The 20,489-nt window shown below is 69.6% G+C and carries 23 protein-coding genes; 22 read left to right on the plus strand and 1 reads right to left on the minus strand.

From position 1 onward, the window contains the following. Positions 1–309 precede the first annotated feature (309 nt). From J7E88_RS07000 to J7E88_RS07080, 17 genes are all read left to right on the plus strand, one after another. Positions 310–1,188, plus strand: a complete 879-nt coding sequence (locus J7E88_RS07000) for a hypothetical protein (protein WP_215178426.1) — start codon at positions 310–312, stop codon at positions 1,186–1,188. Between the two features lie 112 nt (positions 1,189–1,300). Beyond that, positions 1,301–2,020: a Flp pilus assembly protein CpaB gene (gene cpaB, locus J7E88_RS07005; protein ID WP_215178427.1), complete on the plus strand. Its 720-nt coding sequence runs from the start codon at positions 1,301–1,303 to the stop codon at positions 2,018–2,020. A 7-nt stretch (positions 2,021–2,027) separates the two neighbouring features. Then, complete coding sequence (locus J7E88_RS07010) at positions 2,028–3,293, plus strand: AAA family ATPase (protein WP_215178428.1); 1,266 nt, start codon at positions 2,028–2,030, stop codon at positions 3,291–3,293. A 162-nt stretch (positions 3,294–3,455) separates the two neighbouring features. Further along, positions 3,456–3,794: a TadE/TadG family type IV pilus assembly protein gene (locus J7E88_RS35605; protein WP_308307383.1), complete on the plus strand. Its 339-nt coding sequence runs from the start codon at positions 3,456–3,458 to the stop codon at positions 3,792–3,794. Between the two features lie 5 nt (positions 3,795–3,799). Then, positions 3,800–4,171 carry a TadE/TadG family type IV pilus assembly protein gene (locus tag J7E88_RS07020; protein WP_308307385.1) on the plus strand — a complete coding sequence of 124 codons (372 nt, stop codon included), beginning with the start codon at positions 3,800–3,802 and terminating at the stop codon, positions 4,169–4,171. 33 nt (positions 4,172–4,204) lie between these two features. After that, complete coding sequence (locus tag J7E88_RS07025) at positions 4,205–5,542, plus strand: CpaF family protein (RefSeq protein WP_215178430.1); 1,338 nt, start codon at positions 4,205–4,207, stop codon at positions 5,540–5,542. A 9-nt stretch (positions 5,543–5,551) separates the two neighbouring features. Next, a complete protein-coding gene (locus tag J7E88_RS07030) occupies positions 5,552–6,493 on the plus strand; it encodes a type II secretion system F family protein (protein ID WP_215178432.1) in 942 nt (313 codons plus the stop codon). A 16-nt stretch (positions 6,494–6,509) separates the two neighbouring features. Continuing rightward, the gene (locus J7E88_RS07035) at positions 6,510–7,397 is read left to right on the plus strand and encodes a DUF5936 domain-containing protein (RefSeq protein WP_215178433.1); all 888 of its coding nucleotides are present in this window, start codon (positions 6,510–6,512) and stop codon (positions 7,395–7,397) included. 27 nt (positions 7,398–7,424) lie between these two features. Further along, positions 7,425–8,765, plus strand: coding sequence for a sensor histidine kinase (locus tag J7E88_RS07040; protein ID WP_374196242.1), 1,341 nt, complete (start codon positions 7,425–7,427; stop codon positions 8,763–8,765). A 53-nt stretch (positions 8,766–8,818) separates the two neighbouring features. Continuing rightward, positions 8,819–9,862, plus strand: a complete 1,044-nt coding sequence (locus J7E88_RS07045; RefSeq protein ID WP_215178434.1) for a response regulator transcription factor — start codon at positions 8,819–8,821, stop codon at positions 9,860–9,862. Positions 9,863–10,071: 209 nt separating this feature from the next. Further along, entirely contained in the window at positions 10,072–10,311 is a 240-nt protein-coding gene (locus J7E88_RS07050) for a hypothetical protein (protein ID WP_215178435.1), read from the plus strand. 5 nt (positions 10,312–10,316) lie between these two features. Continuing rightward, the gene (locus J7E88_RS07055) at positions 10,317–10,910 is read left to right on the plus strand and encodes a pilus assembly protein TadG-related protein (protein WP_308307390.1); all 594 of its coding nucleotides are present in this window, start codon (positions 10,317–10,319) and stop codon (positions 10,908–10,910) included. Between the two features lie 30 nt (positions 10,911–10,940). Continuing rightward, positions 10,941–11,525, plus strand: a complete 585-nt coding sequence (locus J7E88_RS07060; protein ID WP_215178436.1) for a hypothetical protein — start codon at positions 10,941–10,943, stop codon at positions 11,523–11,525. An 8-nt stretch (positions 11,526–11,533) separates the two neighbouring features. Next, positions 11,534–12,193: an OmpA family protein gene (locus J7E88_RS07065; RefSeq protein ID WP_251022256.1), complete on the plus strand. Its 660-nt coding sequence runs from the start codon at positions 11,534–11,536 to the stop codon at positions 12,191–12,193. Between the two features lie 185 nt (positions 12,194–12,378). After that, the gene (locus J7E88_RS07070; RefSeq protein WP_215178437.1) at positions 12,379–14,001 is read left to right on the plus strand and encodes a Hint domain-containing protein; all 1,623 of its coding nucleotides are present in this window, start codon (positions 12,379–12,381) and stop codon (positions 13,999–14,001) included. 4 nt (positions 14,002–14,005) lie between these two features. Next, on the plus strand, positions 14,006–14,575 hold the full coding sequence (locus J7E88_RS07075; protein WP_215178439.1) for a hypothetical protein: 570 nt from the start codon (positions 14,006–14,008) through the stop codon (positions 14,573–14,575). Between the two features lie 147 nt (positions 14,576–14,722). Next, entirely contained in the window at positions 14,723–15,514 is a 792-nt protein-coding gene (locus tag J7E88_RS07080; protein ID WP_215178441.1) for a hypothetical protein, read from the plus strand. Positions 15,515–15,531: 17 nt separating this feature from the next. Here the strand turns inward: J7E88_RS07080 and J7E88_RS07085 are convergent, their stop codons facing one another. Beyond that, a complete protein-coding gene (locus tag J7E88_RS07085; RefSeq protein WP_215178443.1) occupies positions 15,532–15,897 on the minus strand; it encodes a DUF192 domain-containing protein in 366 nt (121 codons plus the stop codon). A gap of 123 nt (positions 15,898–16,020) precedes the next feature. On the opposite strand from J7E88_RS07085, the gene J7E88_RS07090 reads away from it, so the two are divergent. The 5 genes from J7E88_RS07090 to J7E88_RS07110 all read left to right on the plus strand — a co-directional run bounded on the left by J7E88_RS07090 (position 16,021) and on the right by J7E88_RS07110 (position 20,416). After that, a complete protein-coding gene (locus J7E88_RS07090) occupies positions 16,021–16,818 on the plus strand; it encodes an A24 family peptidase (RefSeq protein WP_215178445.1) in 798 nt (265 codons plus the stop codon). 113 nt (positions 16,819–16,931) lie between these two features. Beyond that, positions 16,932–17,186 (plus strand): hypothetical protein, encoded by a 255-nt coding sequence (locus J7E88_RS07095; RefSeq protein WP_215178447.1) that lies wholly within the window; start codon positions 16,932–16,934, stop codon positions 17,184–17,186. 282 nt (positions 17,187–17,468) lie between these two features. Further along, entirely contained in the window at positions 17,469–17,918 is a 450-nt protein-coding gene (locus tag J7E88_RS07100) for a hypothetical protein (protein ID WP_215178449.1), read from the plus strand. Positions 17,919–17,925: 7 nt separating this feature from the next. After that, positions 17,926–19,770: an alpha/beta hydrolase gene (locus tag J7E88_RS07105; RefSeq protein ID WP_215178451.1), complete on the plus strand. Its 1,845-nt coding sequence runs from the start codon at positions 17,926–17,928 to the stop codon at positions 19,768–19,770. A gap of 181 nt (positions 19,771–19,951) precedes the next feature. Further along, positions 19,952–20,416: a hypothetical protein gene (locus tag J7E88_RS07110; protein WP_251022257.1), complete on the plus strand. Its 465-nt coding sequence runs from the start codon at positions 19,952–19,954 to the stop codon at positions 20,414–20,416. Positions 20,417–20,489: the final 73 nt, after the last annotated feature.

The raw sequence follows: 20,489 nt of genomic DNA on the forward strand, positions 1-20,489 counted from the left end.
CACACCATTCGTACGCGCAATCGGAAACGGAGCGTACGCACGGCAATGACTGCCTGGCGTGGGCCTGCGGACCCAATGAGGGGCCCAAAGGGAGCTCTGGCCAGGGCAATTCGCAGCGTTGTGACGCCAGTTGACAATTGACGACTTCATCCGCGTTTGGCGGTGCGCGAGTCGTGCCGGTTGCCTGCGGGCGTCCTGAAAGGTGTTCTCTGCCTCGAAGGACGTGGTTAGAGTGCTGATGCAGCAGCACGAGCAGGGAAGAAGCCGTCGCCGTATCTCCGGTGGCCGGATTCGAACGGGGAATTGAGCGTGCAGACCGCTATCGCTGTCACCAGTGCTGATCTGGTGTTACCGCCCACCGACCCACACGCGCCCACGGCAGCGCTGCTGCCGGCGCCCGGTGCGCAGCCGCTGGACGCCGCGCTCGCCGACATGCAGCTGCTGCTGGATCAGCACGGCTATGTGGTGGTGCTGTACCCCGCTTCGATTCCTGTCGCGCACGAACGCAGACTGCACACCGTCCGCTCCGTCCTGGAGAGCGACCGCATCGCCCTGATGAAGCCGGCGCTGCCGCCGCTCGGAGTCGCCGTGCTCGTACGCCAGTTGCGCCAGCTGTCCATCTGCGACTTCGGCGCGGGGATCGTCGCCTCCGCGGCCCGGCTCCTGGCCCACTACATCTACGCCGGGGCCCTGCTGAACTCGGTTGCCAGGCTCGACCGGGTGCCGGTCGACCTCACGTCCCACGCCAAGTCCTGGCTGCCGGGCTCCCAGTTCGCTGTGCTGGCCAACCCGGACCCGCGACTGGTCAAGCTCGGCAGCGGTGAGCTCTCCGGGCCCGAGTTCGGCAACCAGCTGATCGTCGCGAAGGGGCAGCTGCAGAGCGACTGGGTGAGTGCGACGCTCGCTCCCGCCTGGCGCTGCCAGGCGATGCAGGAGACCGCTCTGCCGGCTGATTCGCCGAAGTGGTGGGGCACCTCGAAAATGATCGAATTCGCCGCCCATCTCCCCGACATCGCCCTCATCTACCAGCTGGTCTCGTCCGTCAAACGGGAGCAGTGCTCCTGGTGCGGCCTTGAAATCATCGGCGACCGCTGTGGATTCTGTTCGGCGCCGCTCGCGCCGGCGGAGAACCAAACCTCCGGCACCGGTGTACTGAAGCACGGAACACCTATGCGTCAAGAGTCGTAGCCGCCGTGGGGCGGCCGCTCGGTCCGGCGACGGGGACGCCCGCGCACGGCCCCGACCGCCCCCGCTCCGTCCGCTCCGTCCCTGCCCGTCTCCCCACGAGGTTGTCGCGCTCATGAATTCACGCCAGCGCCGCGGTGTCATTCTTCTGCTCCTGTCCGTACTGTGCGCCTTCGGCGCGTTCGTCGGCGTGCTTTCGGTGATCAGCGATGTGAATTCCAAGGTCGGGCCCGAGGTGACGGCCTACCGGCTCTCGTCGGACATCGCGCCCTATACGGAACTTCAGCCGAACCAGTTCGAGAAAATCACGGTGCCCAAGCGCTGGCTCTCCTCAAGCGCGGTCACCGACATATCCGTGGTGCAGGGAAAGATCGCCGTCACCCAGCTGCGCAAGGGGTCACTCCTCCAGGACGACATGATCGTCAAGCGCCCCGCACTGGAGAACGGCGAGCAGGAGATCGCCATCATGATCGACGCCGCCACCGGTGTGGCGGGCAAGATCACCCCCGGCGACCTGGTGAACATCTTCGCCACCTTCGACGACGAGGGGGAGGACGAGGGCCAGGTCGCCGAGTCCCGGATCATCGTCCCCAACGCCAAGGTCATCGACGTCGGCAAGCTCACCGCCCTGGAGCCCAACGGCGACGACCGCAACGCCGCCGCGACCCAGGCCGTGCCCATCACGTTCGCCCTCAACACCCAGGACGCCCAGCGCGTGGCGTTCGCCGAGTCGTTCGCCGTCCATGTACGCCTCGCCCTGATCGCCAAGGGCAGTCCGACCACGCTTCGCCCGGGTGAAGGCAAGTACACCCTCGACGAGGACAGGAACAAGTGAGGGCCGGATGACGACACGCATCCTCCCGGCCGTCGGTGACGCCGACGCCGCCCGATCCATCACCACCCTGCTCAGCCAGCTGCCCGAGGCGGAACCGGCCGCGCCGGTGGCCGACTCGACCTCCCTGCTCGACACACTCGCGCGCCTGGCCGGCGAGTCCCTGGAGGAGCTGCCCGAGGTCGTGCTGGTGCACGAACGGATCGGCCCGGTGCCGGCGCTCGAGCTGATCCGGGAGGTGGCCCTGCGCTTCCCCGCGGTCGGAGTCGTCCTGGTCACCGCCGACGCGAGTCCCGGCCTGTACTCGGCGGCCATGGACTCCGGCGCACGCGGGCTCGTCGCGCTGCCGCTGTCGTACGAGGAGTTGACCCAGCGCGTGCAGGCCGCGGCCTCCTGGTCGCTGGGCGTGCGCCGCCATCTCGGCCACAGCGGGGACGTGTTCACCGGGCCGGGCGGCATCGTGCTGAGCGTGTCCGGGGCCAAGGGCGGCGTCGGCACCACCCTCGCCTCGGTCCAGCTCGCGCTCGCCGCCCGCGCGTCCGGGATGACCACCGCGCTGGCGGACATGGACCTGCAGGCCGGCGACGTGGCCTCCTACCTGGATGTGCAGTTCCGGCGCTCGATCGTCGATCTCGCCGGCATCCAGGACATATCGCCGCGCGTGCTCCAGGACGCCGTCTTCAGCCACGACACCGGGATCGGCCTGCTGCTCGCACCCGGTGACGGAGAACGCGGCGAGGAGGTCAACGACAGGGCGGTGCGCCAGATCGTCAGCGCCCTGCGCAACCGCTACGAGGTCGTCGTCATCGACTGCGGGACCCAGATGAACAGCGCCAACGCGGCCGCCGTCGAGATGGCCGACACGACCGTGCTGGTGACGACTCCGGACGTGGTGTCGGTTCGGGCGGCCAAGCGCATGGTCCGGCTCTGGGACCGGCTGCAGATCCGCAAGGCGGAGGAGACGGTGATGCTGGTCAACCGCTTCAACCGCAACACCGAGATCCAGCCCGCGCTGATCGCGCGGATCACCGGGACCCGTGTCGCGCGCTCCCTCGTCCCGGCGAACTTCAAGGAGCTGCAGTCCGCCGTCGACGCGGGCCGGATGCAGGACCTGGAGGCCAAGTCCACGGTGAAACAGGCCCTGTGGGGCTTCGCGGGCGAACTGGGAATCGTGAAAGCGCCCGAAGGGAATGACAAGGCCGGTAGGTTCCGGGGCGACCGGGGCTCCATCGGCGTACGCCGCCGGCGAGGCGGCGCTCTCAAGGGGGAGAGTTGAGCGATGCGCGTGCTGAGCGCACCACCGATCACGGGACGGGCCGGTACCTCGCCGGGCCGTGACCCGCACCGGTTACGGGACCGGGAGGCCGGGCGGGCCCGGGATGCCGGGCGCGACCGGGTTGTCGGCCGGGCCCGGGATGCCGGGCGGGACCGGGGGCAGGTGGCCGTCGAGTTCCTCGGCATGCTGCCGCTCATCGCGGTCGTCTGCGTCCTGCTGTGGCAGTCCGCCCTCCTCGGCTACACCTACGTCCGCGCGGGAAACGCGGCGGACGAGGGCGCCCGGCAGGGGGCGGCCGACGCCGCCGATCCGGGTGGGCGGTGCCGGGCCGCGGCCGAGGACGACCTCGGCGCCTGGCAGCCCGCGCGGGTCGACTGCGGCCCGGCGTCCGGCGGAATGTACGAGGCGGATGTGACGCTCAAGGTGCCCGTCCTCTTCCCCGGCTTCATCGACTTCCCCTTCGACGTCGAGGGCCATGCCAGTGCGGTGGCGGAGGGGTGAGCGCGGTGACCACGGACAACAGGCGCGACCGGGGGCAGGTGGCCCTGGAGTTCGCCGGGTTCCTGCCCCTGATGCTGATCCTCGCCCTCGCCGCCGTACAGCTCGGCGTCGCCGCCTACGCCACCGCGCAGGCGGGCACGGCCGCGCGGGCCGCGGCCCGCGCGGAGAGTGACGACAACTGGCAGACGAACGGCGGCCACGCGGGCCGCAGCGCCGTCAGCGACTGGCTGAGCGATGGTCCGAGGGACTTCGACTACAGCGCACGACCGGGAGGAAGCGAGGTGACCGTAACCGTCCGGATCCTGATCCCCTCCGTCGTTCCCGGCATCGGCGACTGGGGACACGCCGAGCGCAGTTCCACCATGCCCAAGGGCTGAGCCCCACCGCCGCGGTACGCCAAGGAGTCGCACATGAGCCTGCGGGCACGCATCACCGCCCCCGAGGACCGAGGGGGAGGACGGGACGACGGCCATCTGGTGGCCACGTACCGGACCAAGCTGCTCGAGGAGATCGACCTCGCGGAGATGTCGGCGCTGGCCGCGGCCGAACGCCGGGCGCGGCTGGAACGCGTGCTCGGGCACATCATCAGCCGCGAGGGCCCGGTCCTGTCGGCGTCGGAGCGTTCGCAGCTGATCCGCCGCGTCGTGGACGAGGCGCTCGGCCTCGGCGTACTGGAACCGCTGCTGGAGGACGCGTCCATCACCGAGATCATGGTGAACGGGCCGGACCAGATCTTCGTCGAGCGCGGTGGCCGCGTCGAACTGCTGCCGCTGCGCTTCGCCTCCAACGAACAGCTGATGCAGACCATCGAGCGCATCGTGTCCACTGTCAACCGCAGGGTCGACGAGTCCAACCCGATGGTGGACGCCCGGCTGCCCTCCGGCGAGCGTGTCAACGTCATCATCCCGCCGCTGGCCCTGTCCGGCGCCACGCTCACCATCCGGCGCTTCCCCCGCGCCTTCACGCTCTCGGAGATGATCGGCTTCGGCTCGCTCGACGAGCACATGCTGTATCTGCTCTCCGCCCTCGTCCAGGCCAGGCTGAACATCATCGTCTCCGGCGCGACCGGCACCGGGAAGACGACCCTGCTCAACGCGCTGTCCGGGCTCATCCCGGAGGGCGAGCGCGTCATCACCATCGAGGACTCCGCGGAGCTCCAGCTCCAGCAGCAGCACGTGATCCGCCTGGAGTCCCGCCCCGCGAACGTCGAGGGCAAGGGCCGGATCACCATTCGCGACCTGGTGCGCAACTCGCTGCGCATGCGCCCCGACCGCATCGTCGTCGGCGAGGTCCGCGGCGGCGAGACCCTCGACATGCTCCAGGCGATGTCGACGGGTCACGACGGATCGCTCGCCACCGTCCACGCCAACAGCGCCGAGGACGCGCTGATGCGCCTGCAGACCCTGGCCTCCATGTCCGAGGTGAAGATTCCCTTCGAGGCGCTGCGCGACCAGATCAACAGCGCCGTCGACTGCGTCGTCCAGCTCACCCGGCACGCCGACGGCGCGCGGAAGATCAGCGAGATCGCCGTCCTCGACTCCCGGGGCCAGGAGCCGTACCGGCTCGCCTCCGTGGCTCGTTTCGACGCCCGGCCGATGAGTGCGGATGGACGCGTCCACGGAGAGTACGAGCACCTCCCGCTCCCGCGGCGTCTCGCCGACCGGCTCTTCATGGCCGGTCAGCCCGTTCCGCAGGCCTTCGGCGTCGCCGCACACGAGGACCAGCTCGCCGTCCGAGAGGCCAAGTAGGTAGCGCGCATGACGAATACCGCAATGCTGACGATCGGCGGCACGCTGCTGTTCGGCGTGCTCGGGGTGATGGGCGTCCACGCGTGGTCCTCGGGCCGCTCGCAGCACCAGGCGCTGCTCGACCGGCTCGCCCATACCGGCCCTGTGGAGGAGTTCGCGGGCCGCCGCCGGCGCTTTCGCGCCGTCGACCGCAGGCTGCGGGGGACCGGACTCGGCAAGAAGATCGAGCTGCGTCTGGCCGCGACCGGCCTCGACCTCACGCCCGGCGAGTTCTTCGTCTCCATGGTCGTGGGCGTCGCCGGACTCTGGATCGTCGCGCAGACGCTCTTCGCCTCCTTCTTCGGGCCCATCGCGGGACTGCTCGGCATCTGGGGCGCGTTCGCCTTCCTCAACTGGCAGCGCAACAAGCGCATCGAGAAGTTCATCAACCAGCTGCCCGAGCTCTCCCGCATCCTGGCCAACGCCACCCAGGCCGGCCTCGCCCTGCGCACCGCCCTGTCCATGGCCGCGGAGGAACTGGAGGCGCCGGCCGGCGAGGAGCTCGGCCGGGTCGCCGACAAGCTGGCCGTCGGCCACTCCATCGACGACGCCCTCGGCGAGCTCGCCGACCGCCTGCCCTCCCGCGAGCTGGTCGTCCTCGTCACCACCCTGGTCCTGTCCAACCGGGCCGGCGGCACCGTGGTCGGCTCCCTGCGCAACCTCACCGAGACGCTGGAGGAGCGCAAGGAGACCCGGCGCGAGGTCCGCACCCAGCTCTCGCAGGTGAACATGACCGCCTACGCCGTGCCCGCCATGGGCCTGGGCGCGTTGCTGCTGCTGGACCGGGTGATGCCGGGCGCCATCGACCGCATGACCAACTCGTTCATCGGCCAGGCCGCCGTCGTCGTCGCCCTCGTGCTCTACGGGCTCGGCGTCTTCGTCATCCGCCGCCTGTCCAAGATCGACGTCTGAGGAGGAGCGCACAGCCATGACCGGACTCGGCCTCGCCCTCGCCGTCGCACTCTGTGTCGCCGGAGCCTTCCACGGCATCCGCATGTACCGCGCCGACGCCAAGCTCCCCGGCGACCTCGCCGTCGCCCTGGAGGTCGGCGCGACCCGCACCACCGCGGTCGGCTCCGCCGTCGACCGCCTCGGCATGCGCTACGCCCCCGCGGTGCTGCGGATGATGGGGCCCGCACGGGTCAACAAGGTCCGCCGCAGGATCGACCTCGCCGGAAACCCCGGCGGTCTCACCATCGACCGGTACGCGGCACGCCGCGCCGTCTACGGATTCCTCGGCTTCTTCGGGGCCTTAGCCATGATCCTTCGTGGCCAGCCCTTCCTCGCCCTGTTCATGGTCGCCTTCGGGCTGTTCTGGGTGGAGGTCGGCATCTTCGCCGCCATCCGGCAGCGCAAGGAGCAGATCGAACGCACCCTGCCCGACTTCCTCGACGTCCTCGCCGTCGTCGTCAGCGCCGGCCTCGGCTTCCGCGAGGCCCTGGAACGTGTGGCCGACAGGTACGAGGGCCCCTGGGCCGACGAACTGCGCATCACCCTGCGCCAGATGGACATGGGCGTCGGCCGCCGCAAGGCCTTCGAGGAACTCCGCCGGCGCAACGAGTCCGAACAGGTCGCCCAGTTCGTCACCGCCCTCCAGCAGGGCGAGGAACTGGGTGCGCCGATCACCGAGACGCTCATCCAGATCGCCAACGACATGCGCCGCACCGACGCCCAGAACGCCCGCCGCCGGGCGTCCAAGGCGGTTCCGAAGGCCACGTTGACCATCACGTCGATCATGGTCCCGGCGACCATGATCCTCCTCGTCGCGGCCTTCGTCTTCGGCGCCGACGCCGACTTCAGCTCGGTCGGAGGCTGACACCGTGCCGGCAGAGGGGGGGACGCAGTGGCCCTGCACATCGGGAGGATAACGGGCGGCCTCGGACCGACCTCCCTGGCCCGCGCCGCGGCCGACCCGGACCAGACGCCCACCCTGGCCATCCAGGTCAACGCCCTCCAGGCGCTGTGCCGCCAGGTCTTCGGCTTCCGACTGGCGATGATCGGCCTCTCCGCGCCGCTCGCGCTCGGCGCGGCCAACGCGGGCCTGCCCACCTACCTCGTCGCATCCGGCGTGCTGGTCACCTTCATGTTCTCGTACGGACTCTTCCGCGACTGGGAACGCTGGGGCCCGCTGCTGCTCAAACACCCGGCGCTGCTCGCCGTGGACGCCCTCTTCGGCGCCCTCCTGCTCATCACCGCCGGACCCGACAGCCCCCTCGGCTACGTCACGATCTGCACGCCGCTGCTCGCCGGCCTCGCCTACGGGTGGCGCGGCGCCGCCTTCTTCGCCTGCCTCCAGGCCCTGATCCTGTTCGCCGTGTACGGCGCCGACTCCGACGCCGTCGCCACCGCGAGCAATTCCCTGCTGTTGCCCGGATTCTGTGTCGTCGCCGGTGCCGTAGGCGTCACGCTGCGGAACCTGTTACTGCGCTTCGGCACCGCCAGCCAGGCACTCACCGAAGCCCGCGCACGGCTCGCCGTCAACGAGGCCGTCGGCGGCGAACGGGCACGACTGGCCCGCGAGATGCACGACTCCGTCGCCAAGACCCTGCACGGCCTGGCCCTCGCCGCCGACGGCCTCGCCTCCACGGCCGACCGCATGGACCCGCTCACCGTCAAGCACCAGGCCGAACTGGTCGCCCGCTCCGCCCGCCGCGCGGCCGCCGAGTCCCGGGAACTGCTCAGCGACCTGCGCCGCAGCGACGACCTCCGCTCGGACGGGGTGGACGTCATCGAAGAGCTGCACGCCAAGGTCGACGACTTCGCCCGGCGCACCGGCATCGCCGCCCAGTTCCGCAGGATCGGCGGCCCGCCCGTACCGCCCGTGCCCCGCGCCGTCGCCCGCCAGATGCTCACCATCGCCACCGAGGCGCTGGAGAACAGCGGCCGCCACGCCCGTGCCACTCATGTGAGGACGGAGACCGGGATCGTCGACGGCATGCTGCGCATCAGCGTCCTCGACAACGGCAGCGGACTGCCGCCCGGCACCACCCTCCAGTCACTGCGCAAGGCAGGCCACTTCGGCTTGGTCGGCATGGTCGAGCGCGCCGCGGGCATCGGCGCCCGCATCCGCATCGGACGCGGCAGGACGGCCGCGGGGACCGAGGTGCGCCTCGACCTGCCGCTGGCCGCGATCCTGCCCGCCGGCCCGGGCCGGCCGCCCGCCACGGACCGGGCCGCCCCCTGACATCTCCCGCATCTGTCCCCACGACGCACCAACTCCTGAGAGGAGGCCGCACGATGCCGGACGAGAGCTCACGCACGTCGGGTCAGCAGTTCATCGCCCCCCACGCCTCACAGCACACGTCGTCCCACGCCACTCCGCTCCACTCGGACCCACCTGCCGCGCACGGTCCTGTCCCCCAGTCGGCCCCGCCCTTCCCCCCACCGCCCGCCTCACCCCTGCGGGTGGTCGTCGCCGACGACAACCCGGTCGTCAGAGCCGGACTGACGGTCCTGCTCGGTGGACGCGACGACATCCTCGTCGTCGCCGAGGCCGCCGACGGCCGCCAGGCGATGGAAGCGGCCCATGCGCACCGGCCGGACGTGATCCTGCTGGACGTCCGCATGCCGGGCGTCGACGGCATCTCGGCCCTGCCGTATCTGGTGCGGGCCGCGCCGGTGATGATGCTGACGTACAGCCGTGAGAACGAGATCGTGCAGGAGGCCCTGCGGCTGGGCGCGGGCGGCTACCTGGTGCACGGCGAGTTCACGGCGGACCAGCTGGTCGCCGCCGTACGGGACGTGAAGGAGGGCCGCGCACACTTCACGGCGACAGCGGCGAACGCGCTCCTGGCGGAGTTCCGGGTCGGGCATGCGACGGACGTCGGCCGACCGCTTCCGGACGGCCTCGGCGCGGCGTATCAGGCGCTCCCACCCACCGGGGGCCATCCGGCTGCCGGGCCGCAGGCGCCCACTCCGATTGTCTCGACTTCATGGAATCCGGGCGAAGATGCTTCGCATCTGCAATCGAATGTGGGACAGTCGTCCGTGCGGCACGGGGGTGACGCGGGCCTGCCTGCCGGTGCGTCCCAACCCGCCCGCGACAAGGACGCGTTCGGCCTGAGTGCGAGGGAGGTGGAGGTGATGGACCTGATCGCGTCGGGCATGAGCAATCAGCAGATCGCCGCCACCTGCTTCATCAGCGAGAAGACGGTCAAGAACCACATCAATCGCATCTTCGCGAAGCTTCACAGTGTCAGCAGGAGCGAGGCCATCGCCGTGTGGATCGGCACGGCACGCACCGATCGCGGTTCCGGGAGGGGGACGACGGGTCGTGGCTGAACGGGGGAACGCACGCCTGGGCCACAGGGCCCACCACGGGGATTGGGCCCCGGATTGGGCCCTGGGACCCTCTGCGGGGGCCGTACGTCCGCCGTACGTTTCCGGCGTCGACAGCGGGACCGGCGAGTACGAAGCCGGTAACGCCGAAGACAGCCAGGAGACTTACGAGCCGGCCGGCCATCGGTCGGCCGAACCCGAAGGGGGACGACATGTCGAACGACACTCTGCTGAAGGCCGCGGTCGACACGCAGGTCCGCGTCAACGGCTGGAAGAACACCGTCATCAGCCGGATGACCGACCGCGAGCGCTCCAAGGGCCAGACCGCGCTGGAGTACCTGGGCATCATCATGGTGGTCGTCGTGATCATCGGAGCGATCGTGGGTACGGGCATCGGTGGCAAGATCACCACCAAGATCAACGAGCAGATCGACAAGATCAAGGCCGGCTGAGCCGCTTGCTGGATCGCAGTCCGAAGGACCAAGGGCAGGCATTCCCCATCTACGTGGTGATGGTGGGGAGCCTGCTCTTCCTCGCGTTCGCCTTCTTTGCAGTGGGTCAGGCGTCGGCCACCCGGAACAGCGCGCAGGGCGCGGCGGACGCCGCGGCGCTCGCCGCGGCGCAGGACGCCCGCGCCAAGCTCGCAGGCGCCTGGCTCGACTCCCTCAAGGATCCGACCAAGTGGCAGGACATCTTCGACGGCAAGGTGGAGATCACCCCGTCGTGCGGGGCTGCCGCTCAGTTCGCCGAGAGGAACGGCGCCGTTCTCGACGGGGAGCGGTGCTACCGGACGTTCGAGCCGTGGCCGACGTTCACCGCAAGCGTCAGGACGCAGAAGCCCGTCGGTGACTCGATCATCCCGGGTACGGAGAGCAAGTTCGGCACAGCCGACGCAAAGGCGGCAGTCAAGCCCCTCTGCACCTTCGAGCTCCCCGACGACGCCGAGATCCTTCCCCGGCTCACCTGCAAGACCAAGAGCTGGGACCTTGAGGACGACCCGACGGATCTGCCTGACGCGAAGGCCCTCTTCGACGTCCGGTTGGTCGACTGACAGCGAACGACGAGAAAAGGAACTCCACTCATGAGCATTCGGCGCATCCTGAAGGCCCGCAGGGGGGCGGCAGCGGTGGTGATCACCGCCACCCTGGCCCTCACCGTGGCCGGCTGCGGCGGGGATTCGGACAAGAAGCCGGAGAAGGAGAAGACCGCGTCGGCGAAGCCCGGCTCGGAGAACAACGACTCCGGAAAGGTCGTCCCGGAAACCGGTACGACTCTTGCGACCGTTAAGGGCCCCAAGGAGATCGATCTCGTCATCAACTCCGTCAAGCGTGAGTCAGGCGGCTTCGTCACGGTCAACGCCCAGATGAAGAACAACGGGGCCGAGGCCTTCTACGACATGTCGCCGTGGCGCGGCACGGAGCAGGAAGTTCTCGCCGGAGGCATCTCGGTGGCCGGTGCGACCCTCGTCGACAAGGCGGGCAAGAAGCGCTACTACATCCTCCGCGACACCGACGGCCGCTGCCTTTGCACTGCCGGACTCGACAAGATCGATCCGGGGAAGTCGATTCCGGTGTTCTTCCAGTTCCCGGCACCTCCGGAGTCGACCACCGAGATCGACTTCCAGCTGCCCACGTTCCCAACCGTCTCGGTCGAGATCTCCGGGTGAGTGACGCCATGTCCCGAAGCCGCATGCATCTGCCCTCCGTCCGGTTCGCGATCACGGCCTTCGCCGCCGCGGCCGTCCTGGTCGGCTCCCACTTCCTGTCCGCTGCCGAGGCGCGGGCCGAGGACAAGCCGAGCGTGCCACCCGGCACGGAGGCGTCCGCCTCGCCACCCGTCGAGGTCGACGCCGACGACCCCGGTCTCAAGATGGTCGACGGCGCCACCCTCGCCCCCGCCAAGGTGCTGGACATCAAGTCCGTCATCGAGTCCGAGGGCGGTGAGGAGCGCCGGGAGGACACCAACTCCGACGTGAAGTACGCCCTCCAGGCCGAAGTCCTCTTCGGCAAGGACAGCGCCAAGCTCAGCCCCGCGGCGAACGGCCGCATCCAGGCCATCGCCGACGAGGTCAAGAGGGAGAACGCGAAGCAGGTCCGCATCTTCGGGTTCACCGACAATCTCGGCTCCTCCGCCCACGGCGACGTCCTGTCGAAGCAGCGCGCGGACGCCGTGCACTCGGTCCTGGCCAAGGCGCTCAGCGATGCGGGGATCACGTACGAAGTCCGGGGCTACGGCGAGCAGTTCCCGATCGCCGACAACTCGAACGAAGAGGGCCGGAAGAAGAACCGGCGGGTGGAGGTCTCCTACCCGCGCAGTGGCGGCTCGCAGGGCTGAGGCCCGGGATCGTCGTACAGGTGGCCGGGCCGTGTGGCTGGAGGCGGCCCGGCCTTCGTGTGCCGTAGGCAGGGGCGGCAGCGATACACGCCTGTGCCCATCAGCCCTGCCGCGCATGCTCGTTGAGCCCTGCGATGGGCCCGTGGGCCCATGACGGGCACTCCCGGCATCCGTAGCTTGAAGTCATGTCTGTACTGGGGGATGTGCGCCGACACGGTCGCCGGTGGCTGCGGGGAATCACTCCGCGTACCGATGCGAGGCTGCTCGGCCTGCGCAGGCGCCGGCGGCACGATCGTGGCCAGACGCCGCTGGAGTACGTCGGTCTGGGCCTGGTCGTCGTGGCGATCATCGGCTCGCTGGTGGCCACCGGGATCGGTGCCGAGCTGACGCAGAAGATCAGCGCGCAGGTCTGCCGGATCTCGGGCGGCGGCGACTGCGGCGACGGGGGGCGGCAGAACGAGGCCCAGGACGGCAAGCCCGCGGACGACGGCCCGGCCGACCGGCCGGCCGGTGATCCCGGTACGCCCAAGTCTCCGGATCAGATCGCCTACGAGAAGGCCCTCAAGGACCTCCAGGACGCCCAGGCCGCCGAGAAGGCCGACCAGGACAAGGCGATCCAGGCCGCCAAGGAGCTGGCGAAGATCCTCGCCGAGGAGCTCGGGATCACCGATGCCCTCGACTGCATCACCAAGGGCGACATGGGGGCCTGCACCGAGACGCTCGTCAATGTCCTGCTGAGCCTCGTCGGCGGCGCGGTCGGCAAACTCGCCGCCAAGTACGGAGCGCCGTGGAAGTGGAAGAAGGCGTACGAGCTCATCCAGAAGCTCAAGAAACACGGCGGCGACCTCTACGACGGCCTGACCGGTCTCATCAAGAACCGCAAGCGCGTCAAGGACGCCGAGAAGGCGCTCGACGACGCCAAGAAGAAGTACGACCCGAACCAGAAGAAACCCGACAAGGACAAGCCCGACGACAAACCGACCACCTGCCCCGTCCGGCACAGCTTCCTGCCCGGCACACCCGTACTGCTCGCCGACGGACGCCGGGTGCCGATCGAGACCGTGCGGGTCGGGATGCGCGTGGCGGCTGCCGACCCCGGTACGGGGCGAAGCGGTGGGCGGCGGGTCACCCGGACGTTCACGACGTACGACGACAAGGAGTTCACCCGCCTGAGCGTGCGGACGGCGTCCGGTACGGCCGTCGTGACGGCGACCGACACGCACCCGTTCTGGCTCACCGGGGAGCGCCGCTGGGAGGACGCCGGTGACATCCGGCCCGGCGCCCGGCTCCGTACGGAGGCAGGCGGCAGCCTCACCGTGGTCGCGGCCCGGCACTACGCGCAGCGGCAGACGACGTACGACCTAGCCGTGGCCGGCGTGCACACCTACTTCGTCGGGGTCGGCTCCGCGAACGCCCTGGTGCACAACAACGACTGCGACATGTCGGCCGAGGAGGTCGAGGCTGCCAGGAAGCCGGACGTCGGCGAGGGGGACCCGAAGAAGTTCAAGGACCACTTCCTGCGCCACAAGAAGCTCGTCGAGGACGCCCTGGGCACCAAGTACAAGAAGCTCAAGGAGGACGGGCCGCGCTTCCGGGAGGACATCGCGAACGCGATCAAGGACGGCACATTCGAACTCGTCGGCAAGGGCACGTTGAAGAAGGGCGAGCCGGAGGGGCTGATCTATCGTGGCAAGGGCGTGACGATCGTCCTGCGGGAGAACGGTGACTTCTGGACCGCCCTCACGTCGGGCGAGGGTCTGGACACCAGTATCGAGATCACCAAGAAGGTGCCGAAGAAGAAGGGCTGACCTCATGAGCAGCAGGGCGCGCGAGGTCGCCGGGATGGTCGCCGGGCGCCGTGTGCGCGACGTCCTCGTCCCGGGGTGGATCGACCGGGACGACGACGTCCCCGAGTTCCGGCCGCAGCCGCTGGTGGTGTGGCTGCGGCTGGACGAGGGCCTGGTGCGGTTCGCGTCGGAGGGCCAGTACGACCACCTGACCGCCCGGCAGGTCACGGCGGCCGACTGGTCCGACGTCGAGCTGCTGGCCGAGGCGGAGGACGAGGTCGTGCTGGCGTCCTGCGGCGAGCAGCTGTTCGGCGACGGGCGCGACGAGTGGAGCTGCACGGCGGTGCGTGCGTATGTGTCGGGTGTCCGAGCCGGCGCCGCCACGGCGGCCGGGGCCCCGGCCCCGGTGATGAGGAGCCTCGCGCTGGACTTCACCGGCGGCCACAGCCTGTTCCTCGACCCGGTGTGGACCTTCGGCATCCGCCTGGGCAACAGGGCGGACGAGGCCGACTGGGTGGCGAAGCACGGCAACGCCACCGTCCTGGAGGCGCTGCGCCCGACGGCGCCGGTGCACCAGCAGACGCCTCACCTCTGAGGTGCGCCTGCCTCATCGCCCACCGGCCGGGGGCGCGGCCGGGTGCAGGCCCTGTTCCCGTGGCCGGATTGGGTCCCCGGGCCCATGCGCCGTGAGGACCGGCGTTGTTAGCGTGCGACGCACATCGGCGAGGGGGACGGGAACGGGATGAACACGGGGACCCGCGGGACAGCACGGCGCATCGCGACCGCCGCGGCAGCCGTCGCGCTCACCTGCGCCGGCGCCACCGCCTGCGAGGACGACGACGAGGGTACGCCCGACGGCAAGCATGCCGCCACGTCCGCGTCCCCGGCCGACGCGCCCACCACGAACGCGCCCACCGCATCCGCCGAACCGGGACCGGCCGAGAGGCCGAGCAGCGGCAGGACCCTCACCGAGGCCGAGCTGACCAGGGCGGCGCTGGTGACCGGCGACGTGCCGGGGTACGAGGTCACGCCCCTGCAAGGCGGCGACGAGCCCGGCACGGAGAAAGCCGACAAACCGGCGTGCGCCCCACTGGCCGCGGTGATCAACGGAGCGCCCGAACCCGCTGCCGCCGCCACCGTGTACCGCACGGCGGTCGACTCCACGGAGGAGGGCAAGGAGACGCAGACGGTGGTCACCCTGATCCTCACCTCCCACAGCGACGGCGGCGCTGAGCAGCTCCTCGCCTCACTGCGCACCGCGGTGGACGCCTGTGCCGGGGGCTTCACCACCCACAGCGCGGACTCGGTCTCCACCTACTCCGACGTTCAGAAGCTGCCCGCACCGCAGGCCGGGGACGAGTCCGTCGCCTACCGGGTGACGGGTGCGGTGACGGGTGCCAAGGTGCCGCTCGTGTTCCACGTCGTACGCCGGGATGCGAGCGTCGCCACCTTCTACACGGCCAACTTCCTCGACGCGAAGACCCCGGACGTGCCGGCCGAGCTGATCCGCGAGCAGACGGCGAAGCTGCCCTGATCCCGGACAGGCCGGATCTACCGCCCCGCGCGCGGCGCGATCCCCAGCCGTACGCCCGGCCGCAGCCCCCACCGCGCCATCGCCCCCGCCTCCGCCTCCAGCACGTGCCGGGAACGGAAACGGATCGTCCCCAGCCGCCCGGGCCTCATCGTGACCACGTCCAGAACCCTCAATTCGCTGTCCAGGTACGCCACATCGATCGCGAAACGCATCCGGAAGGTGTGCACGCTGCTGCCCGGGGTGAGCATGATCGCGCCGTCGATGCCGTCCCGGCCGAGCAGGCCCCGGGTACGAGCCCGGTACGAGGCGGCGATCTCCACAGGCACCGGGGCGTCCTGCCCGGGGACCGTCAACTCGGCTGTTCCGTCGTGCCATCTGCCCATGGCCCCGACCGTAGCGCCGGCCGGCACCCGGCGGGCGGCATCCGTGCGCCAATGGGCCTCGGCCCAACGACTGTGGGCCCCTGGACCCATGACCACCGCGCGGACCGGGCCTAGGGTCGGCACGTGGACGTGACGCTGATCGCCGTAGCCACCGTGTGGGGGGCCGTAGCCGGGGTGCTGGTGCCGCGGGCCGCGTACCGACTGTCCGTCGAGCCGGAGGACGACTGGCGCGCCGACTGCCCGGCCGGGCATCCGATCGGCGGCCCGCTGCGCGGCTGGGTGGGGGCGGCCCGCTGCACGAGCTGCGCCGCGGGGGTTCCGGCGGTGGTGGGCGCGCCCAGGGCCCAGCCGGACACCGGGGGCCGTCCGCCGGTCACGTACCGCCCGTCCGTCCTCGTGCCCGTGGTCACGGCCCTGGTCTGCCTGGCGGTCGCGGCCTCGACGGGACCACGACCCGAACTGGCGGTCTGGCTGCTGTTCACCCCGGCCGGGGTCCTGCTCGCACTCGTGGACCGCAACGTCCACCGGCTGCCCGACCAGCTCACCCTGCCGCTCGCGGCGGCATCCGCCGCCCTGCTCGGCCTGGCCGAACTGCTGCCGCACGAAGCGGGCTCCTGGCCGGCCGCCCTGCTCGGCGGACTCGTGCTCGGCGCGGTCTACTTCCTGCTGTTCCTGATCAACCCCGACGGCATGGGCTTCGGCGACGTGAAACTCGCGCTGGCGCTGGGGGTGGTGCTCGGCTGGTACGGCTGGGTGGTGCTCTTCATGGGAGCCTTCGCCGGATTCCTGCTCGGCTCGCTGTACGGACTGACCCTGATGCTCCTGCGCCGCGCGGGCCGTAAGACGGCGATCCCCTTCGGCCCGTTCATGATCTGCGGCGCGCTTCTCGGGGTGCTGCTGGGGGCGCTGGGCACGTCGTGAGCGGTGCCCGGTTCCCGTCGGCCGCCGTACCGCCGGATTTGCGACCACTGGGGCAGGGCAAGGCCGCTGGAGGATTCGGCCTCGCTCCCGGCACCAAAAATTCTCCTCCCAAGATGCCGTACGCGAAGTCGGGCGGCATGCGGAGCAAGAGCGATGCGGCGAAGTACGCGGCGAAAGAGGCGACGACGGCCCCGGCGCCGAGCGACGATGGCGATGCGGCGCGCCTCTGGATCACTGCCGCATGGGTGCCGCCGTCGCCTCGGCGCGGCGATCGCGATACCCACGATCCGAAACCGCCGCCGCACAGCACCACCGGCACCGGCTGCCGACGCGACGCCACACCCGTACCGAGCAAGGCGGCCGTATGACGCGCAGCCCCCGATGCCGACCCACACCACGCAGCACAACCGGAACGGAATGAACGAGGGGACGTGATGGTCTCGGGGTGAGGAGGCAACAGGCCAGGCCGGACGACAAAGGCTCGCGCTCACGTCCTCCGATACAGCTGAGAGCGGCGTCGCCGAGGCACAGCCAGTGGAACGCAGACATCCGACAGGCGTTTGATTTGGCCCTGTGGGCTCGGGAATCATGGCGGTTCAACCTGAGGGCCCCTAACAGGCGGGGGCACGGGCAACGGGGAGGACAACGGGGTGGCGTGGGACGAGTGGGAGCAGCTCAAGGCTGAGGCTACTCAGCGGCAGTCGGCGCAGATGCAGTTGAACCAGTACCCGGCCGATGGGGGCGGGCCAGGGGCTTCGGACAGGCTGAAGTCGGACAAGAAGGCCTGGGTGAAGGCGGGCGAGGGCACCAAGCGCCTGGAGGAACCGATCGGCACGGCGCTGACCAAACTCGAGGACGGGCAGGCGGGGCTGGGCGAATCCGCCGGATGCCAGAGCGTGGCGGCGCAGAAGGAGTTGTACGACTCCTGGAACAAATACGTGAAGGATGTGCGAGAGCGCTGCAAGTCCCTGGGCGGGCTGTTGGAGTCGTCGGGGCACGACCTGTCGAAGACCGATGGGTCGCTGAAGAGCGAATTGGACGCGATCAAGGCCAAGTACAAGGACACCGAGGCTGTCGGCGGCCAGGCGAAGGGACAGTGACCCGGGAATGGATCTGGCGACGCTGAAGGCGTTCAAGCCGACGGAGTTCGAAGACGCCGCTGACGGGTACCGCGCAACAGGTGACATGGCCAGTGCGGCCAAGGACACGATCGACAATGTGGTCTGTGCCGGTATCCGTAACCAGCTCGAGGGCGAGACCGCGAAGGCGGCCCTGCGGGAGCTGGGCGAGTTGTCGAAGAACTTCCACTACGTGCAGACCGAGTGCGGGCTGATCAGTACCGCGTTGAATGCTTTCGCCTTCGACATGGCCGTGGCCAAACGGAAGCTGGACGCCGCGCTTGAAGACGCCGCTGCGAACAACTGCACCGTGAACGCGAACGGGTCGGTCAACTATCCGGCGGGCAGGAAGCCGGGGGCCGAGAAGGACACTGACGGCGGCACGGTGAATGGGAGTGCCGGCGGGAGCGAAACGTCCGATGCCCTGGAGCGCCAGGCCGTGAACATCCACCCCAACCCGTACTACGGTGCTGCGCTGGGCTACGCGAACCGGATCGCCGACGCGCTTCAGGAGGCGACGCAGGCCGACGCGAAGTGGGCGCCGAAGCTGCGTGCGCTGAAGGCCGACGACGACCTCGTGGTCTCCAATCGGGATTGGGCCGACGCGCACTCGGACATGGCCGGTGTGCGTGAGGCCGGCAAGAACTATCTGGAATCGCTGCCGGAGCCGCCCAAGGGGGGAAGCCCGCAGGACAACGCCGATTGGTGGAAGGGGCTCAGCCCGGAGGAGCAGGCAGCCTGGCTCTCCGCCCGTCCCGAAGTCGTGGGGGCGCTCGACGGGGTGCCGTCCACGATCAGGGACGAGGCGAACCGCATCGTGTTCGACGAGAAGCGGGGCCAGCTCCAGATGGAACTGGACTCGATGCCGAAGCCACCTGCCAACGAGTGGACATGGATCACTGCGGGCATGTATCCGTCCAAGGTGCACACCGACGAATGGATGGACTGGCACCGGCAGTACGGGGACCGGTATGAGCAGCTCACGAAGTCCCTGAAGGGTATGCAGAGCATCCAGGACCGCTTCGATGCCACAGGCGTGAAGGGCCTGCCCGAGGCGTACTTGCTCGGATTCAGCGCGGAGGGCAACGGTCGGGCGATCGTCGCCAACGGGAACCCGGACACGGCGAGCCACCAAGCGGTCTACGTACCGGGTACGACGTCGAATCTGGGCGGCATCGGCGGAGACATCGACCGCATGGTGAACGTCTGGCGTACGGCCGAAGCGAACAACCCGGGCGGGGCCGTCTCCACGATCACGTGGCTCGGTTACGACGCCCCGCAGAACATCGTCAAGGACTCGCCGTTCAGCCATTACGCCGACGACGGCGCGCCCGCCTTCAACCGGTTCATGGACGGTCTCGAAACGTCGCACTCGGGCGAGTCGGACCCCCACCGCACCGCGATCGGCCACTCGTACGGAACAACCCTCATAGGCTCCGCCGCTCGGCAGGGGGAGCTGAATGCGGACGATGTGATCCTGGCGGGCAGCCCCGGCGTGCAAGTGCCCAAGGCAGAGGATCTGGATGTTCCCAAGGGACATGTCTGGAACCTGGAGGCGGACGGGGACCCCGTCCCGGACGTCGGCCGCTTCGGTCACGGCGGGACCGACTGGGACGGTCCCTGGACGATTCCGAGTGACGAACGGTTCGGTGCCCAACAGATGGAGACAGGTGAGGCCGAACGCGGTGGGGTGAAGACCGGCAAGGCCGAGGGCCACAGCGAGTACTGGAACGACAACAGCACCAGTCTGTTGAACCAAGGCCTTGTCGTGGCAGGGCACGGTGACAGCGTGACGCTGGAGGAGCCGCCGGACCGCTGGGCGCATATGAGATAGAAGTGACCGTGCCCCATGGATCGCCGTTTGCGCCATTTCGACGACCGAACCACGACGTACCAGACGACATGACCGGCCCGTGTTCCGGTCCGACCCATCGAGGCCCCTCGACGTGAAAGTCAAACCCGGCGCCCCGGCGCTCCTCCTGTCCCTCGCCCTCACCACCCTCACCGGATGCAGCATGACTGAAACCAATGACTCCGCGGACATCCCGCTCGCCGGCACCAGCACCTCGCTCGCCGCAGCTGACACGGCAGAGAAGGTCTCCAGCGAGTTGTACGACCTGATCGGCGTCAAGGGGAAGGCCTCCGAGACCGGACCCGGGGTCACCGAATGCGAGGACAAGGACCGGGACAAGTACTTCCAGATCTTCCATCCGTGGAGTCTTGTCCCGGCGTCGGCAGCGGACCTCTCCGGGGTCATGGAGCGCCTCAAGGAGGAGCTGCCCAAGCACGGCTGGAAGGTCGTCGACTACGGCCCGGACACCAGCAAGAACAAGAACGTCAGCCTCACGGCCGACAACGACGGGAAGAAGCACAGCGTCAACATCGTCCACTACGCCAAGGAGAACCCGCCACGTCTCGGCCTCACCGTTCTCTCCGGCTGCTACCAGATCCCCGACGGTGAGGAGATCCAGCGCTTCTGACCCTCGTGCCCTGGGGTGTGGAGGGAGTGCCACCTGCGTGGCGTGGATCTCGGGCATGCCTCGCAGGACTCGG

The organism is Streptomyces sp. ISL-10, assembly GCF_018614575.1.
Classification (GTDB): Bacteria; Actinomycetota; Actinomycetes; order Streptomycetales; family Streptomycetaceae; genus Streptomyces.

Excerpts from the sequence above, each read along its gene's own strand:
- cpaB (WP_215178427.1), top strand. The coding sequence starts at position 1,301 with ATGAATTCACGCCAGCGCCGCGGTGTCATTCTTCTGCTCCTGTCCGTA.
- J7E88_RS07010 (WP_215178428.1), top strand. The coding sequence starts at position 2,028 with ATGACGACACGCATCCTCCCGGCCGTCGGTGACGCCGACGCCGCCCGA.
- J7E88_RS07025 (WP_215178430.1), top strand. The coding sequence starts at position 4,205 with ATGAGCCTGCGGGCACGCATCACCGCCCCCGAGGACCGAGGGGGAGGA.
- J7E88_RS07030 (WP_215178432.1), top strand. The coding sequence starts at position 5,552 with ATGACGAATACCGCAATGCTGACGATCGGCGGCACGCTGCTGTTCGGC.
- J7E88_RS07035 (WP_215178433.1), top strand. The coding sequence starts at position 6,510 with ATGACCGGACTCGGCCTCGCCCTCGCCGTCGCACTCTGTGTCGCCGGA.
- J7E88_RS07045 (WP_215178434.1), top strand. The coding sequence starts at position 8,819 with ATGCCGGACGAGAGCTCACGCACGTCGGGTCAGCAGTTCATCGCCCCC.
- J7E88_RS07050 (WP_215178435.1), top strand. The coding sequence starts at position 10,072 with ATGTCGAACGACACTCTGCTGAAGGCCGCGGTCGACACGCAGGTCCGC.
- J7E88_RS07060 (WP_215178436.1), top strand. The coding sequence starts at position 10,941 with ATGAGCATTCGGCGCATCCTGAAGGCCCGCAGGGGGGCGGCAGCGGTG.
- J7E88_RS07065 (WP_251022256.1), top strand. The coding sequence starts at position 11,534 with ATGTCCCGAAGCCGCATGCATCTGCCCTCCGTCCGGTTCGCGATCACG.
- J7E88_RS07070 (WP_215178437.1), top strand. The coding sequence starts at position 12,379 with ATGTCTGTACTGGGGGATGTGCGCCGACACGGTCGCCGGTGGCTGCGG.
- J7E88_RS07075 (WP_215178439.1), top strand. The coding sequence starts at position 14,006 with ATGAGCAGCAGGGCGCGCGAGGTCGCCGGGATGGTCGCCGGGCGCCGT.
- J7E88_RS07080 (WP_215178441.1), top strand. The coding sequence starts at position 14,723 with ATGAACACGGGGACCCGCGGGACAGCACGGCGCATCGCGACCGCCGCG.
- J7E88_RS07085 (WP_215178443.1), bottom strand. The coding sequence starts at position 15,897 with ATGGGCAGATGGCACGACGGAACAGCCGAGTTGACGGTCCCCGGGCAG.
- J7E88_RS07095 (WP_215178447.1), top strand. The coding sequence starts at position 16,932 with ATGCCGTACGCGAAGTCGGGCGGCATGCGGAGCAAGAGCGATGCGGCG.
- J7E88_RS07105 (WP_215178451.1), top strand. The coding sequence starts at position 17,926 with ATGGATCTGGCGACGCTGAAGGCGTTCAAGCCGACGGAGTTCGAAGAC.
- J7E88_RS07110 (WP_251022257.1), top strand. The coding sequence starts at position 19,952 with ATGACTGAAACCAATGACTCCGCGGACATCCCGCTCGCCGGCACCAGC.